Source organism: Streptomyces sp. NPDC005811, from assembly GCF_040630405.1.
Classification (GTDB): domain Bacteria; phylum Actinomycetota; class Actinomycetes; order Streptomycetales; family Streptomycetaceae; genus Streptomyces.
The window spans coordinates 1-14,139 of sequence record NZ_JBEXXK010000001.1 but is presented as its reverse complement, the minus strand read 5'-3'; the positions used below and the strand labels follow the sequence as shown (position 1 = coordinate 14,139).

The following is a 14,139-nucleotide window of genomic DNA, read 5'->3' as shown; positions in this document are numbered from 1 at the left end:
CTTTCTCTGTTCTCACCTGTCTGTCTTCTCACCCGATGGTCTTCGGGGAGTTCCTACGGACCAGGGCCTTGCCCAGCTCCCACAGGGCCAGCAGGGCCACCGCGGGGAGCAGCGCCCAACCGAACTGCTCCAGGTCGATCTCGGTCGTCCCGAGGAGCCGCTGGAAGCCGTCCATCTGGGTCACCAGCACGGCGAGCACGAACTCCACGAACATCGCGATGTTCATCTGCTTGCTGTCGAAGCTGGCGGTGGTGAGCACGGTGTCCGTCTCGCTGCGGCACTCCAGCGCGGCCACGATGAGGCAGAGCGCGAAGGACGTGAACGCCATGGACTGGCCGATCGCGACGTTGTCGAAGCGCGAGGTGCCCAGCTGGATCAGACAGAGCAGCCCGATCGTGATCGCCAGTCCGGAGAGCCCGACGGTGACCATCACCCCCGTGGTCAGCACCGGTTCGCCGCGCGGGCGGGGCCGGCGCGCCATGAGTCCCGGGCTCTGCCGGTCGAAGCCGAGCGCGAAGCCGAAGGCGGCGTTGACGAAGAAGTGGATCCACAGGACCTGCGCCGGGGTGAACGGCTCCCCCGCGGCGATGTCGAACAGCGTCGCGCCGAGGAAGGTCAGCACGAACACGACCAGCAGCACCAGCACGAACCGGATGTACTTGGTGAGATTGTCGTAAATCTTGCGGCCCTGTTCGACGGCGAAGACGATCGTCGCGAAGTTGTCGTCGGACAGCACCACGCGCCCGGCGTTCTTGGCGACCTCGGTGCCGGAGCCCATGGCGATCCCGACGTCGGCGGCCTTGATGGCCGGGGCGTCGTTGACGCCGTCGCCGGTCATCGCCACCACATGCCCCTTCGCCTTCAGCGTGTCCGCGAGCAGCACCTTGTGCTCGGGGGCGACCCGCCCGACCACGCCGATGTCGTCGATCCGCGCGAGCCGCTCCTCCTCCGGCAGCGCGGCGAAGTCGGCGCCGAGCATGGCCTCGCCCTCGATGCCGAGCTGCCGGGCGATGGCGGCACCCGTGACGACGTCGTCGCCGGTGACCATGCGCACCCGGATGTGGGCCGCCTGCGCGTCCGCCACCGCGGCCCGCGACTCCTCCCGGGGCGGATCGACCATGCCGACCAGGCTCGTCATCTGCAACTCGGTGACGTACGCGAGGAGGTCGCCGTCGGCGTCGAAGTCCGCCGGATCGAGGTCGCGCCGCGCGGCGGCCATCACCCGCAGGCCCTCGCCGCCCATGCGCTCGATGTGGGTCTGCGCCCGCGCCCCGGCGTCCTCGTTCCACGGCACCGCCTTCCCGCCCGCGAGCGCCGTCGCGGCCCGGTCGATCACCGCGGGCGCCGCCCCCTTCACGAAGCAGCGCACGACCGGGCGGCCCGTCCCGTCCGTCGCCTCGTTGAAGGTGGCCATCAGCTTGTACGACGGGTCGAAGGGCAGCGTGGCCAGCCGGGGCAGCCGCTCCCGGGTGGCGTCGATGTCCAGCCCGGCCTTGTGCCCGAGCACCAGCAGCGCGCCCTCGGTGGGGTCGCCGACCACCGCTCCCCCGACGAGCGTGGCGTCGTTGGCGACCAGGTACGGCAGGATCGCCTCCTCCATGTCGGGCGCCGAGCCGACGGGGTGCCGGATCCTGCCCTCCAGGCCGTACCCGGTGCCGGAGACGGTGTAGCGGTCCCCGGGATCGAGCACCTCCACCACGGTCATCTGGTTCATCGTGAGCGTGCCGGTCTTGTCGGAGTTGATCGCCGAGGTGAACCCCAGCGACTCCACCGACGGCAGGTCCTTCACGATGGCCTCGCGCCGGGCGAGGTCGACCGCGCCGATCGACAGGATCGTCTGCGTCACTGTCGGCAGGGCCTCCGGGATGGCGGCGATGGCCAGCGAGACCGCGCTCACGAACAGCGCGTCCCACGCCGTACCGCGGCTGCGCCCCAGCACGAACATCACGATCATCGTCAGTCCGGCCGTCCCCGCGATCCACAGGGTGAGCCGGTCCAGCTCCCGGGTCAGCGGCGAGGCCTCCCGGGTGGTGCTCGACAGCATCCCCGAGATCCGGCCGAGTTCGGTGTCGGCCCCGGTGGCCGTGACGATCACCGTCGCGCTGCCGTGGGTGACGGGGGTGTTCATGAACGCCATGTTGGTGCGGTCCCCGGGCGACAGATCCGTCCCGGTGAGCGTCCCGGGATCCTTCACCGCGGGGACGCTCTCGCCGGTCAGCGCGGACTCGTCGATCTGGAGCGCGTTCGCGGCGACGATCCGCCCGTCGGCCGGCACCTCGTCGCCCGCCGCGAGCAGCACGACATCCCCTACGACGACCTCCTCGGCCGGGATCTCCGACTCCGCCCCGTCCCGGCGCACCCGCGCGGTCGCCTTCATCATCGACTTGAGGGCGTTCATGGCGCTCTCCGCCTTGCCCTCCTGCCGCATCCCGACGACCGCGTTGAGAACCGTGAGCACCAACAGCAGCACCCCGGTGCTCCACTCCTTGATCACCAGGGAGACCACGGCGGCGGCCACCAGGACGAGCTGCATGTAGCTGCGGTACTGGGCGAGACAGCGGCGCCAGCCCGGCACCGGCTGCTCCTCCGGCAGCGCGTTCGGGCCGTTCGCCCGGAGCAGCTCGGCCGCCCGGCCGGCGGACAGCCCCCGCCCGGGCTCCGCCCCGAGGGCGGTGGCGACCTCGTCCGCAGGCAGGGCGTACCAGGGCCGACCGCTCGCCGCCCGCTGCCGCGGCTGTGGCTGCGGGGCGCGGGCCGGGGCACTCATGCCCGCCCCCCGCGCTTGCCCTCTTCCTTCGCGGCGTAGGGGTCGGCCGGCTCGCCGACGGGGGCCTGGCGCTCCAGCTCGCGCTTGACCTCGGCCAGCTCCCGCCGGGTCTCGTCGCCGACCTCCGGATAGCGGGGGTCGATGCCGATCAGGGTGTGGGCCAGGACTGCGCTGACACACACCCGTGCGAACCACTTCCGGTCGGCCGGGATGACGTACCAGGGCGCCCAGGGGGTGCTGGTCGCCGACAGCATCTTGGAGAACGCCTTCTGGTAGTCGTCCCAGCGGGCGCGCTCACGGACGTCGGCGGCCGAGAACTTCCAGTTCCGCTCGGGGACGTCGATGCGCTTGAGGAAACGGCTGCGCTGTTCCTCCTTCGACAGGTTCAGGAAGAGCTTGACGACGGCGAAGCCGTTGTCGGTGAGGTAGCGCTCCCAGTCGTTGATCTCCCGGTAGCGCCGTTTCCACACGCCCGGACCGCGGGCCGCGTCGGGCAGCTTCTGGCGTTCGAGGTTCTCCGGGTGCACCCGCACCACCAGGACCTCTTCGTAATGGGACCGGTTGAAGATGCCGATCTCCCCGCGCCCCGGCAGTTCGCGGTGGTAACGCCAGAGGAAGTCGTGGTCGAGCTCCTCGTCGGAGGGCACCTTGAAGCTCGCCACCCGTACGCCCTGCGGGTTGACGCCGCTCATCACATGCCGGATCGTGCCGTCCTTGCCTCCGGCGTCCAGCGCCTGGAGACACACCAGCACCCCGTGCGTGTCCTGCGCGGCCAGCCGCTGCTGATAGTCGGCGAGCAGCTCGACCCCGCTCCGCAGCAGCTCGACGCCCTCCTTCTTCTTCCGGATCCCCGCCTTGTACCGCGGATCGAAGTCCTTCCCCAGCCGCACCCGGCGGCCGGGCTCGACCCGCAACGGACGGACGAACTCCGCGATCCGCTCGGCCCTCTCGTCGCCCATCGCCCGCTCGTCCCTTCGCCGCCGCGTCCCCCGCTCCCCCAGCAGAATCCCCTCACGACCCGTCGCCGACCTCACCCGCCACGGGTGGTTCCGCCACGGTCGGGCAGGCCGGGGCACCGGGCCTGCATCAGAAGGGCAGGCCCCGCAGGTCGACGCCGGCGGTGGGACGGGGCAGGCCCGCCAGGTCGTAGACCATGGCGGCCAGTGGCCAGGTCCGGGCGCCCTCGGGCTGCCGGAAGGTGACGGGCACGGAGAGCCGGCTCCAGCCCAGCCGGGTGCAGAGCGGAACCAGATCCGGACGGCCCAGCAGGACCACCGTCTCGGCTCCGGCGGCTCTGGCGTGTTCGACCGCGACACTGATCACCGTCCGGGCGAGCCCCCGGCCGCGGTGGCCGGGGTGCACCACCACCCCGCCCAGCCCGGCGGCGCGGCGCGGCACACCGTCGAACGCCATGTCCCGCAGCAGCCATCCCACGGAGGCGACCGGCCGGCCTCCGGAGACGGCCGCGAGGGCGTGCGGCCGGTCGCCCCACACGAGACCGAGCGGTTCGGCCAGGCCGTCATCGGATGCCCCGGGGCGGCGGCTCTGCGTCTGGACCAGCCGGAAGTCGGCGCACTCGTCGTCCACGGCGACGGCAGGGTCGAACCGGTAGCGCAGGCACCGCAGACCGCTGGACTCGACCACCCCGTCCTCCCGGCCGCCGAGGCGGCGCAGTACCGCGATCGAGGCCGCGTTGCCGGGCAGGACGAACGCGAAGACGGCGGGGAGCGAGAGCCGCCGAAACGCCAGACCCAGGCACGCACGCCCCGCTTCTTGGGCGATCCCCCGTCCCTGGGCCCGCGGGTGCAGCGCAAAACCGAGGTCGACCCCGTACTGGGCCCGATGACGCAGTCCCACCCGGCCGAGGAACGCATGCGTCGTGGCATCCCGGACCGCGAAATCGCCGTAGCCGTGCCTGTTCCAGTGGACGACGTGGTCATCGCACATGGCCTCGGCCGCGCTCTCGGCACCCTTCTCCCCTGAAGGATCCCCACTCAGCGGCGGCAACTAAGTTGAGGGCCATGACGGATGGGACGGATGGGACGTATGAGACGGACGACTGGAGGACGGATCGGATCGGGGCTGCTCTGCGGGGCGAGAACCCGACCGTGCTACGGCGGCTGGAGTCGGGGTTCGCGGTGATCGGCGACGTTCAGTTCCTGCCCGGGTACTCGGTTCTCCTCGTGGACGAACCGGGAGTTCGGCGGCTGTCCGACCTGCCGAGGCCCAGGCGCCTGTCGTTCCTGTCCGACATGGACCGGCTCGGAGAGGCCGTCGAGCGGGTCTGCCGACGGCTGGACCCCGACTTCCGCCGCGTCAACCTGGAGATCCTGGGAAACACCGACCCGTTCCTGCACGCCCACGTCTGGCCACGGTTCGCGTGGGAGCCGCCCGAACTGGTGGGCAGGCCCGTGTGGCTGTATCCGCCCGACCGGTGGAACGACGACAGCGTCAAGCTGGGTCCGCAGCATGACGCGCTGCGGGACGGGCTCGGGGCCGAACTGGACCGGTTGCGTTCGCCGGGCTGACGGTCGGCGGGCGTGGTGATGTGCGGCGGCAGATGTCGCAGACCGGCGCGCCCCAGACCGTCACCCTTGGTCGGCGATGCGCTCACCGGTCGTCGCGTCGATCGTGATGTGCTGCCCGGCCTTGGCGTCGTTCACCCGCCAGACCGGTCGCCATTCGCCCTCGACCCGCTGCGCGAGGAGCGCGGTGGAGTCGGCCGACCGGCCCGTCGCGGCTTCCGCCAGAATCTTCGCCTCGGCTTCGCCGATGGTCACTCTCGGCAGCACAGGATCATCGACGGTTCGGGCCGAGAACGCGATGACTCGTCCCGTGGTGGTGAGGGTGAGGTCGAGGCGCATGGGCATCATGACCCCGTCCGTGTAGCGCCGGTACAGCACCGTGCAGACCGCGGCCGGGCCCTCACCGGTGGATCGGATGCGCTGCTCGCTCCCCACGACGTTCCGCGGGAACCACGTGCGGGCGAAGCGTTCGGCCGCTGCCGCGACCTCCTTCTCGCTGAGGCTGCCCTCGTCCCCACGGAGGCGCGAGGACCGGGCACGCTCCAGGGTCTTCGCCGGCCAGGTGCCGGTGAGGGTGCCGTGGTTCGTCTCAGCGGTGATCCTCAGGCGGCTTCCGTCCTGCTCGGCCGAAGTCCCCCGTACCTCGGTGTCGTTCCCGAACACGCCTTTGGCCGCGGCGGCGATCCATTCCTCGGCCTGCCCGGCGGACTCGGCCAGGTCACGCCTCCGGTCGTCCATCGCCACGACGTCGACCGGGTCGATCCGCGACTGGAACACTCCCCCGACGGCCGACACGGCGACCGCCGCGAGCGCCACCCCCCACACCAGGTCACGCACGGGCCGCGCGGGCGGCTGTCGGCGCCGGTACAGCCACACCGCCCCCGCCAGAGAACCCAGCAGCGCGCCGGTCGCGTTGGCCGCGAGGTCCGTCACGCTGCACGAGCGCCCCAGATGCCCCACCGACTGCGCGAGTTCCACCGCCCCGCTGAGGGCTCCGAACGCGGCCGCAACCGTCGCCGGCCTCCTGAAGAGCAGGACGGCGAGAAACGCACCGGGCGCGAAGAGCGCGATGTTCAGCCGGGAACTCGCCGACGTGACGAGGTGGAGGGGCATCCCCGTGTCGCACTGCCAGGGCCCCAGACCGGCGTCACCGGGCAGCAGGGTCACCGCGGCGATGCCGGCCACGTAGGCGGCCAGTGCTGTCCGCAGAGGCCACGGCCTCTTTTTCGCCTTCGCCACGAGCGCCGTCGGCACCGCGACGAGTGCAGCGAGGACCGCCCAGGAGGCGATCAGGCCCGGTACGGCGGAGATGGAAGCCTCAATCACGTTCGAGAATCACCTAGGACCGTCAGCGGCAGCTGCTTCTTGCCGGTCGAGCCGATCTGCAGACGCACCTGGACCGTTCAGCCCGTCAGGTCGTTCACCAGCCCACGGATGCGCCGCTCGATCTCGTCCCGGATCGGACGGACCGCATCGACGCCCTGGCCGGCCGGATCGTCGAGTTGCCAATCAAGGTAGCGCTTCCCCGGGAAGACGGGGCAGGTGTCTCCGCACCCCATGGTGATGACGACGTCGGACGCCTGCACGGCTTCCACGGTGAGGACCTTCGGGGTCTCGGCGGAGAGGTCGATGCCGAGTTCGTTCATCGCTTCCACCACCGCCGGGTTGACCGCGTCGGCAGGGGCGGAGCCGGCCGAGCGGACCTCCACCTTCTCCCCGGCGACGTGGGTGAGGAAGGCGGCGGCCATCTGGGAGCGCCCGGCGTTGTGGACACAGACGAACAGGACGGAGGGGCGGGGAGTGGAGTCGCTCATGGTGGATGTTCCTTGGAAGACGGTTCAGCGAGGAGAAGCAGCGGGTTCGGTGTCGCCCCGCGGCATGACGACATCGGTCTCGGCAGGAGCGGCGGGCCCGAAGAGCAGCGCCACCAGGCCCAGGCCGACGGCGGCACCCACCAGTTGAGCCGCGATGAAGGGTGCGACAGAGGCCGGGGCGATTCCGGCGAAGGTGTCGGTGAACGTCCGGCCGATGGTCACCGCGGGGTTCGCGAAGGAGGTGGAGGAGGTGAACCAGTAGGCGGCCCCGATGAAGGACGCCACAGCGGCCGGAGCGAATCGCTCGCGACCCGTCCGGTTCAGGCCGGAGATCAGCAGCACCAGTCCGGCGGTCGCCACTGCCTCCCCGAGCCACAGGTGCCCTGCGAAGCGGTCGTGGGTGGACCACTTCACCAGGGGTTCGGCGAACATGGCATCGGCCAGGACGGCGCCGACGACAGCCCCAGCGATCTGCGCCGGAACGTACGCGGCCACCTCCCGCAGACTCGGCCCGTCTCCGCTCCTGCGGCCGGTGAACCACGCTGCGAGGGTGACGACCGGGTTGAAGTGCGCGCCGGAGACCGGCCCGAGGAGCACGATCAGCACGGCCAGACCGAAGACCGTGGCAGTGGAGTTGGCGAGCAGTTGGACGCCCACGTCCCGCGAGAGTCCGGCCGCCTGGATCCCCGAGCCGACGACCACCGCCACCAGCCCCGCCGAACCGACCGCTTCCGCAGCGACGCGACGCCCCAGGGGCGCGCTCACACGGATGCCTTCGCCGTCTGCGGCATGGCCAGAAATCCGGCCAGGCGGTCGAGGACGTTCGGCAGCACCCAGTAGTAGACCCAGGTGCCGCGGCGCTCACAGTCGATGAGCCCCGCCTGCCGGAGGAGCTTCAGGTGGTGCGAGATCGTCGGTTGTGAGAGGTCGAAGGCCGGGGTCAGCTCACAGACACACACCTCCCCGCCCTCCCGCGAGGCGATCATCGACATCAGCCGCAGGCGCACCGGGTCGCCCAGGGCTTTGAAGATCTTCGCCAGGTCGGCCGCCTGCTCTTCATCCAGTGGCGCAGCGGCCAATCCCTCGCAGCAGGCACCAGCCCCGTCCTGGCCGAGGATCTTCAGCTCTTGATTCGACATGCGTCTATGTTGACGTTTTTCGAATCAAGGCGCAAGGTGGAATCGAAGAACATCAATACAAGCCGTTCAGGGCACCGCCATGCCCACTCACGCGGGAGTGCTCCATGTCCGACCAGTCCACCGACCTCCGGGAAACCGTCCGTCAGCGCTACGCGGCAGCCGCCGTGCAGGTCAGCGAAGGCGGCACCGCCTGTTGCGGCCCACAGCCCATCGAGACCGACGAGAACTTCGGCTCGACCCTGTACGCCACCGACGAGCGCGAGACCCTGCCCGCCGAGGCCGTGGCCGCCTCCCTCGGCTGCGGCAACCCCACCGCCGTCGCCGAACTGCGCGAGGGCGAACGCGTCCTCGACCTCGGCTCCGGCGGCGGCATCGACGTCCTGCTCTCCGCCCGCCGCGTGGGCCCCACCGGCAAGGCCTACGGCCTCGACATGACCGACGAGATGCTCGCCCTGGCTCTCACCAACGCCGAGAAGGCCGGGGCGACGAACGTCGAGTTCCTCAAGGGCACGATCGAGGCGATCCCCCTGCCCGCGAGCACCATCGATGTCGTGATCTCCAACTGCGTGATCAACCTGTCCACCGACAAGCCCGCCGTCTTCGCCGAGACCTACCGCGTCCTGAGGCCCGGCGGCCGGATCGGCGTGTCCGACGTGGTCGCCGACGACTCACTCACCCCGGCCCAGCGCGGGGAGCGCGGCGACCACGTCGGGTGCATCGCGGGCGCCCTCTCCTTCGAGGAGTACCGCACAGGCCTGGAAGCGGCAGGGTTCACGGGCATCGAGATCATTCCGACGCATCCGGTCGCCGACGGCATGCACTCCGCGATCGTCCGCGCGTCGAAGCCGACGGCTCCCCGGCCCGGCACCCGGACGGACCCGTCGGCCGGCACCTGCTGCGGGGTGAACGCCTGCTGCACCGAGGTCGAGACGGCGGCAGACCCCACCGTCAGCGTCAGCGCGGCGAAAGCAGCCTCCGGCTGTGGCTGTCAGAGCTGATCCAGCCACGACCGAGCCCCCTCCCGATCAAGGAGGGGGCTCAGAAGTGCGCAGAGGCCGCTCTCAGGCAGCCGACGGGGCCGGCCCCACTCCACCTCGGAGAGCACCTCGCGCCTCGCTCACCTCAGTGCACGTGTCCGCTGGTCGCAACGTCCTTCTTGACCGTCAGCGGCAGCAGCTTCTTGCCGGTCGGGCCGATCTGGATCGTCGTGTCCATGGCAGGGCATACACCAACAGTCCTAAATCCAGTACGGTGCCGCAATGGCAACCCGAAGCAGGAAGCGCAGCTCAACTCACTTACCGGCGTACGACGTCGAGACCGAGTGGACGGCAGCAGACTTGGCGGTCCTGGAGGACCTGAAGAAGGCCGAGGCCCTGCTGCCGGACGACGCCCCCAGGGCGTTGCTCTCCATACGCCTGTCAGTCCTCACCGACGAGACGACGTCCCCCATCCGGCAGGAACTCGATCTGCGGAAGCTCGCCCTGGAGCGAGGCCGCCGAGTCGTCGGTGTCGCCAGCGACCTGAATGTATCGGCGACGAAGGTCCCCCCGTGGAAGCGCAAGGAACTGGGAGACTGGCTCAACAACCGCGCGCCGGAGTTCGACGAGATCCTGTTCTGGAAGCTGGACCGGTTCGTACGGCGCCTCACGGACCTCAGCACCATGATCGAGTGGTGCCTGAAGTACGGGAAGAACCTGCTGTCCAAGCACGACTCGATCGACCTGACCACGACGGCCGGAAAGATAATGGTCACGATCATCGGTGGAATCGCCGAGATCGAGGCGGCCAACACCAGCACGCGCATCACGAGCCTGTGGGACTACGCCAGGACGCAGACGGATTGGGTCGTGGGCAAGCCGACGTACGGCTACGAGACGACGGAGAACGAGGACGACAGGGTCGTCCTCGCCATCAATGCAGAGGCGTACAGAGCACTGCACTGGTGCCGCCGCGCCGCCCAGAGGCCGAAGCCCGCATCCGCGCGGCGCATGTCCAGGGTGCTCATCCGTGCCGGAATCTGCGGACCAGGCCTGACCACGTCGACGATGCTCCGCCGGCTCAGGAACCCCGGACTGATGGGGTACCGCGTGGAGGAGAACAAGGTCGGAGGCGTGCGCCGCTCGAAGATCGTGCTGGGCAACGACGGGAAGCCCATCCGCGTGGCGGATCCGATCTTCACAGAAGAGGAGTTCGAGAGCCTCCAAGCCGCCCTGGACCGACGCGGGAAGAATCAGCCCACCCGCGCCCCCGGCGGGGCGACGAAGTTCCTCGGAGTCCTGCTCTGCTACGACTGCGGGGCCAACATGATGGTCCAGAAGACAACGCACAAGGGCAGGGCATACGAGTACCTGCGATGCGGCAAGTGCAAGAGCGGCGGGCACGGCGCACCGAACCCGCACCTCATCTACAGCAAGTTCGTCGAGGACGTGCTGAAGGTTCTCGGTGACGACCCCGTCATGGTGCGCGAGTACCGCCAGGGCGCCGAAGCCCGCAAGGAGCAGAAGCGCCTTGAGGAGTCCATCAGCTACTACATGACCGGTCTCGAACCCGAGGGGCGTTTCACGAAGACCCGCTTCACGCGGGAGCAGGCCGAGAAGACCATGGACGACCTGATCAAGCAGTTGGAGGCCATCGACCCCGAGTCGACGAAGGACCGGTGGGTGGCCGTGCACAACGGCAAGTCGTTCCGGGAGCGGTGGGAGGAGGGCGGCATGGAGGCCATGGGCGCCGATCTTCTCCGGGTGGGCGTGAAGTGCACTATCAAGCGGACCAAGGTGAAGGGGGTACGCGCCCCGTACGTCCACATGAAGCTCATGATCCCGAAGGACGTGCGGGACCGCCTGATACTCAAGGAAGACGACTTCGCCGAAGCTTTCTGATACGAGACTGCTGGCGAACGAGTGCAGCCGCCTCCCAGCGATACGGGGAGGCGGCCGTTTGTGTCACGAGAACCACGACGCCGGATCAAACGGTTGTTCTGTCCCATCGTCGTCCACGATCACGATCTCATTTTCGATCATGATGTCGGTACTGCTCTCACCGTTCCGTGGCGGGGGCAAGGGGCTGACGTGCTGAGTACCACGCTTGGGAAGAGTCGTCGTCAGAGCCATCCCCCCTCTCGTCCTGCCTCCACAGCAAGCCGCCGAGATCCCGCAAGGTCTTCGGCGACGCCGGCCGCGATGAGGGCCGCGCCGGGGGTGTGGCCGGAGCCGATGTAGCGCCAGTTGTGTTCGGTGATGGCGTCGGGGGTGTCGGTGTGGCCCATGTGGTGGGCGCGTTCGGCGCGGAGGGCTGCGTAGGTGGTGGAGTAGGCGCGGGATTTGGTGAGGATGTGGCCGCGGTAGCCGAGGGTGTGGGTCCACGGGCGGAGGCGGAGGGGTGCGTACTCAGGGAGGCCGCCCAGGCGCCAGCAGGCACGCATGAGCGTGCGGACGTGGGTGCTGACGGGTGCCGCCTCGATATCGGCCCAGGTGGTGAGCGGGTGATCGAGGCCGGCGCCGGTTTCGCTGGCTCCCTTGGTGACGTACTTGGCGACGTACGCGGCTACGGCGTCGTCATCGGGGCCGTCACCGTCGGTGTGCAGTGGCCGGGCGTCGATCTGCTCACCCCAGCTCAGGACCAGTTGTCCCACGGCCGGGCTGTAGGACGAGCGGACCAGGACGCGCCGGGCCGACTTGCGTACGGCATCGACGAGGACTTGCACAGTGGCCCAGGGCGGGGGTTCGTCGTCGGATCCGTTCGGTCCGTCGACGCGGACGACGGCATGGACGTGGACGGCCGCCCGCTTCTGGTACTCGGCGACGCGGGCGAAGGAGAGCCGGGCGTGCTCGGCGAAGCGTGACTGTACGAGGCCGGCTGAGGAGGCGAGGCGCCGCCGGACGTCGATGACGAAGCGGTCCCAGAGCTTGGATGCGTGTGCGTGCCAGAGGACGTGGGCTGTGTAGTCGTAGCAGTCGGGGCAGAGCGGTTGGCCGACGACCGGGGCATCCGGGGCGTGGACGGTGCCGCAGCCGAGGGCGCGTCCGTGCTCGCAGGTGTGGCTGTCTCGGCGGGGTCGGCACTGTTCCCCGGCGCGGTGGACCGGGCCGAAGGAGGGGGCGGTGAGGGTGACGAACAGCCGAGGCCGGTAGCGGACGGCCGGGGGGACGTTCTTGCCGCCGAGGAGTCCGGCGCGCACCAGGTGGTAGGTGTCTCCGGCGTGGAGGCGGGAGCAGGCGGGGCAGACGGTTGCGCGGCGGTTGCGGCAGCGGACGAGGAGGCGTTCGCCGGGTTCGTCGCGGGTGTCGTAGTGGCGGAGGATCTCGCCCGTAGTGCCGTCCAGGGTGGTGGTGGAGCCTGAGAGGTGGACGGGATGGGCGCATCCGCCGGTCGCGGTGACCTGGTCCAGCCAGCGGGGGAACTTGGGATCTTGAGCGAGGCGTATGGCGTCGCGGTCGGTTTCGGGGAGCTGACGCAGGCGCGCCGCGCGATCCAGGGCGGCGCGCCGGTCAGCCGGGGTGTACTGCGGGGTGATGGTGGTGACCTTCCGGGGTGGGCCGCCGCAGCGGCACGGATGTGGGTTGGTGGCGCGTCGTCGGTCATGGGGATCGCTCCCTTGCAGGTGGCTCGGGTGTGGCGGGGTTCAGCGGATGGTGCCGGTGCCCCGGCAGACGCGGCAGCGCCGGATCCGTCCGGTCCAGGTCTTACGGGCGCCGTCGCCCTTGCAGTGGGGGCACCTCACGCGAGGCATGGGCATGGTCGGGTGTCCTCTCTGCTCAGGTGTGGGAGAAGCCGCTTATGAACCAGGTCACGAGCCCGTGGATGGTGAAGATCACGGGGGTCTGGCCGAGGTAGACGCCGAAGAGGCCGACGCAGACCGCTTCCCAGGCCCGGACGTCGCGCGAGCGGACGAGGAGGACGGTGATGATCCCGAAGATCACCGCGAACGTGAACGCCGTACCTTCGCTGATCACTTCGACTCTCCTTCCAGCGCCGCCAGGGCGCGGGTGACGAGGGACAGTTCCGGGGTCATCGCGCCGTACTTCCGGGCCGTGGCCACGGCCTCATCAGTGGGGGTGAGATGTGAGCGCGCACGGCTCCATCCGCCATCGGGCCCCGTGCAGACAGCCACACCGCGCTCTTCCGGCGTGATCGCCTGGGCGACCGCCACGGCATCCTTGTTGAGGTCGCCGAGGGTCATTTCCGCTGTGCCGGGGTCGTTGACCCGGTGGCAGATCCGGCCGCCGAGCTGGGCCCGCAGGGCGGTGACGCCGGGACCGAGGTCGGAGCCGACACGTTGGCCGGCCACCACCAGGTGAATGCCGAGGGCGGCACCGAGCTGGGCCAGCCGCAGGAGGAGCGTTGAGCACTGTTCGGCTTCTGCCTTGCTCTCGCGGGTGCCGTTGGACAGGTACAGTTCCGCGATCTCGTCGACCAGGACCACGACCGGCACGGGGCGGAGCTTGTCCGGGAGCTCCCAGATGGAGCGGGCTCCGGCCGACCGGCATGCGCTCATCCGGTCCTGCATGTCGACCACCAGCGCGGAGAGCACGGCCACGGCCTCACGGCGGCAGGTGGCCAGTGCGGTCAGTCGTGTGGTGAAGAGGCCGAGTTCCATGCCGCCCTTGCAGTCGATGCCGACCAGGGCGACGCGCTGTGTGGCGAGCTGGGTAATGAGCCGGGCCAGCAGGGTCGACTTGCCCGAGCGCGTGGCCCCGACGATGAGCCAGTGCGGCACCAGGCGCAGGTTCATCACCCACGCCCCTCCCGTCTCCAGCGAGCCGATCAGCGCGGAGAGGAGTTCAGCCGGGGCAGTGGCTAAGAGGTCCTAACAGAAGTCGTTGATCATGTGACTTTCGGCTTGGGTGGTCGTTGGTCTGGCCGTGGGGAAACGTCAGTCGCGGCCCTGGATCGTG

Annotated in this window: 12 protein-coding genes and 1 pseudogene; 3 read left to right on the top strand and 10 right to left on the bottom strand. The window is 69.8% G+C overall.

Annotation, left to right across the window (positions count from 1 at the left end):
- Positions 1–28: 28 nt before the first annotated feature.
- From ABZ490_RS00065 to ABZ490_RS00055, 3 genes are all read right to left on the bottom strand, one after another.
- Positions 29–2,767 (bottom strand): HAD-IC family P-type ATPase, encoded by a 2,739-nt coding sequence (locus ABZ490_RS00065; RefSeq protein WP_358982168.1) that lies wholly within the window; start codon positions 2,765–2,767, stop codon positions 29–31.
- Positions 2,764–3,726 carry a polyphosphate kinase 2 family protein gene (locus tag ABZ490_RS00060; RefSeq protein WP_358982165.1) on the bottom strand — a complete coding sequence of 321 codons (963 nt, stop codon included), beginning with the start codon at positions 3,724–3,726 and terminating at the stop codon, positions 2,764–2,766. Before ABZ490_RS00060 ends, ABZ490_RS00065 begins: the two co-directional genes overlap by 4 nt.
- 127 nt (positions 3,727–3,853) lie before the next feature.
- Positions 3,854–4,774: a GNAT family N-acetyltransferase gene (locus tag ABZ490_RS00055; RefSeq protein ID WP_358982163.1), complete on the bottom strand. Its 921-nt coding sequence runs from the start codon at positions 4,772–4,774 to the stop codon at positions 3,854–3,856.
- A 14-nt stretch (positions 4,775–4,788) separates the two neighbouring features.
- Between ABZ490_RS00055 and ABZ490_RS00050 the strand changes: the two genes are divergently transcribed.
- Positions 4,789–5,295 carry a diadenosine tetraphosphate hydrolase gene (locus tag ABZ490_RS00050; RefSeq protein ID WP_358982161.1) on the top strand — a complete coding sequence of 169 codons (507 nt, stop codon included), beginning with the start codon at positions 4,789–4,791 and terminating at the stop codon, positions 5,293–5,295.
- 60 nt (positions 5,296–5,355) lie between these two features.
- Here ABZ490_RS00050 and ABZ490_RS00045 read toward each other — a convergent pair whose 3' ends face one another.
- The 4 genes from ABZ490_RS00045 to ABZ490_RS00030 all read right to left on the bottom strand — a co-directional run bounded on the left by ABZ490_RS00045 (position 5,356) and on the right by ABZ490_RS00030 (position 8,245).
- Positions 5,356–6,618 (bottom strand): VanZ family protein, encoded by a 1,263-nt coding sequence (locus tag ABZ490_RS00045; protein ID WP_358982159.1) that lies wholly within the window; start codon positions 6,616–6,618, stop codon positions 5,356–5,358.
- A gap of 77 nt (positions 6,619–6,695) precedes the next feature.
- The gene (locus ABZ490_RS00040) at positions 6,696–7,106 is read right to left on the bottom strand and encodes an arsenate reductase ArsC (protein ID WP_358982157.1); all 411 of its coding nucleotides are present in this window, start codon (positions 7,104–7,106) and stop codon (positions 6,696–6,698) included.
- Positions 7,107–7,130: 24 nt separating this feature from the next.
- The gene (locus ABZ490_RS00035) at positions 7,131–7,877 is read right to left on the bottom strand and encodes an MIP/aquaporin family protein (protein ID WP_358982930.1); all 747 of its coding nucleotides are present in this window, start codon (positions 7,875–7,877) and stop codon (positions 7,131–7,133) included.
- Entirely contained in the window at positions 7,868–8,245 is a 378-nt protein-coding gene (locus tag ABZ490_RS00030; RefSeq protein ID WP_358982154.1) for a metalloregulator ArsR/SmtB family transcription factor, read from the bottom strand. The genes ABZ490_RS00035 and ABZ490_RS00030 overlap by 10 nt, the downstream gene beginning before the upstream one ends.
- A 104-nt stretch (positions 8,246–8,349) precedes the next feature.
- Here ABZ490_RS00030 and arsM point away from each other — a divergent pair, with 104 nt between their 5' ends.
- Together arsM and ABZ490_RS00020 are read left to right on the top strand one after the other, a co-directional pair.
- A complete protein-coding gene (gene arsM / locus ABZ490_RS00025) occupies positions 8,350–9,243 on the top strand; it encodes an arsenite methyltransferase (RefSeq protein WP_358982152.1) in 894 nt (297 codons plus the stop codon).
- Positions 9,244–9,504: 261 nt separating this feature from the next.
- Positions 9,505–11,124: a recombinase family protein gene (locus ABZ490_RS00020; protein ID WP_358982150.1), complete on the top strand. Its 1,620-nt coding sequence runs from the start codon at positions 9,505–9,507 to the stop codon at positions 11,122–11,124.
- A gap of 221 nt (positions 11,125–11,345) precedes the next feature.
- On the opposite strand, the gene ABZ490_RS00015 is transcribed toward ABZ490_RS00020, so the two are convergent.
- From ABZ490_RS00015 to ABZ490_RS00005, 3 genes and pseudogenes are all read right to left on the bottom strand, one after another.
- Positions 11,346–12,701: a replication initiator gene (locus tag ABZ490_RS00015; RefSeq protein WP_358982928.1), complete on the bottom strand. Its 1,356-nt coding sequence runs from the start codon at positions 12,699–12,701 to the stop codon at positions 11,346–11,348.
- Between the two features lie 298 nt (positions 12,702–12,999).
- A complete protein-coding gene (locus ABZ490_RS00010) occupies positions 13,000–13,197 on the bottom strand; it encodes a hypothetical protein (protein WP_340377378.1) in 198 nt (65 codons plus the stop codon).
- Positions 13,194–14,045 (bottom strand): annotated as a pseudogene (locus ABZ490_RS00005) (FtsK/SpoIIIE domain-containing protein); the annotation flags it as partial. The gene ABZ490_RS00010 and the pseudogene ABZ490_RS00005, both read right to left, overlap by 4 nt.
- Between the last annotated feature and the right edge of the window lie 94 nt (positions 14,046–14,139).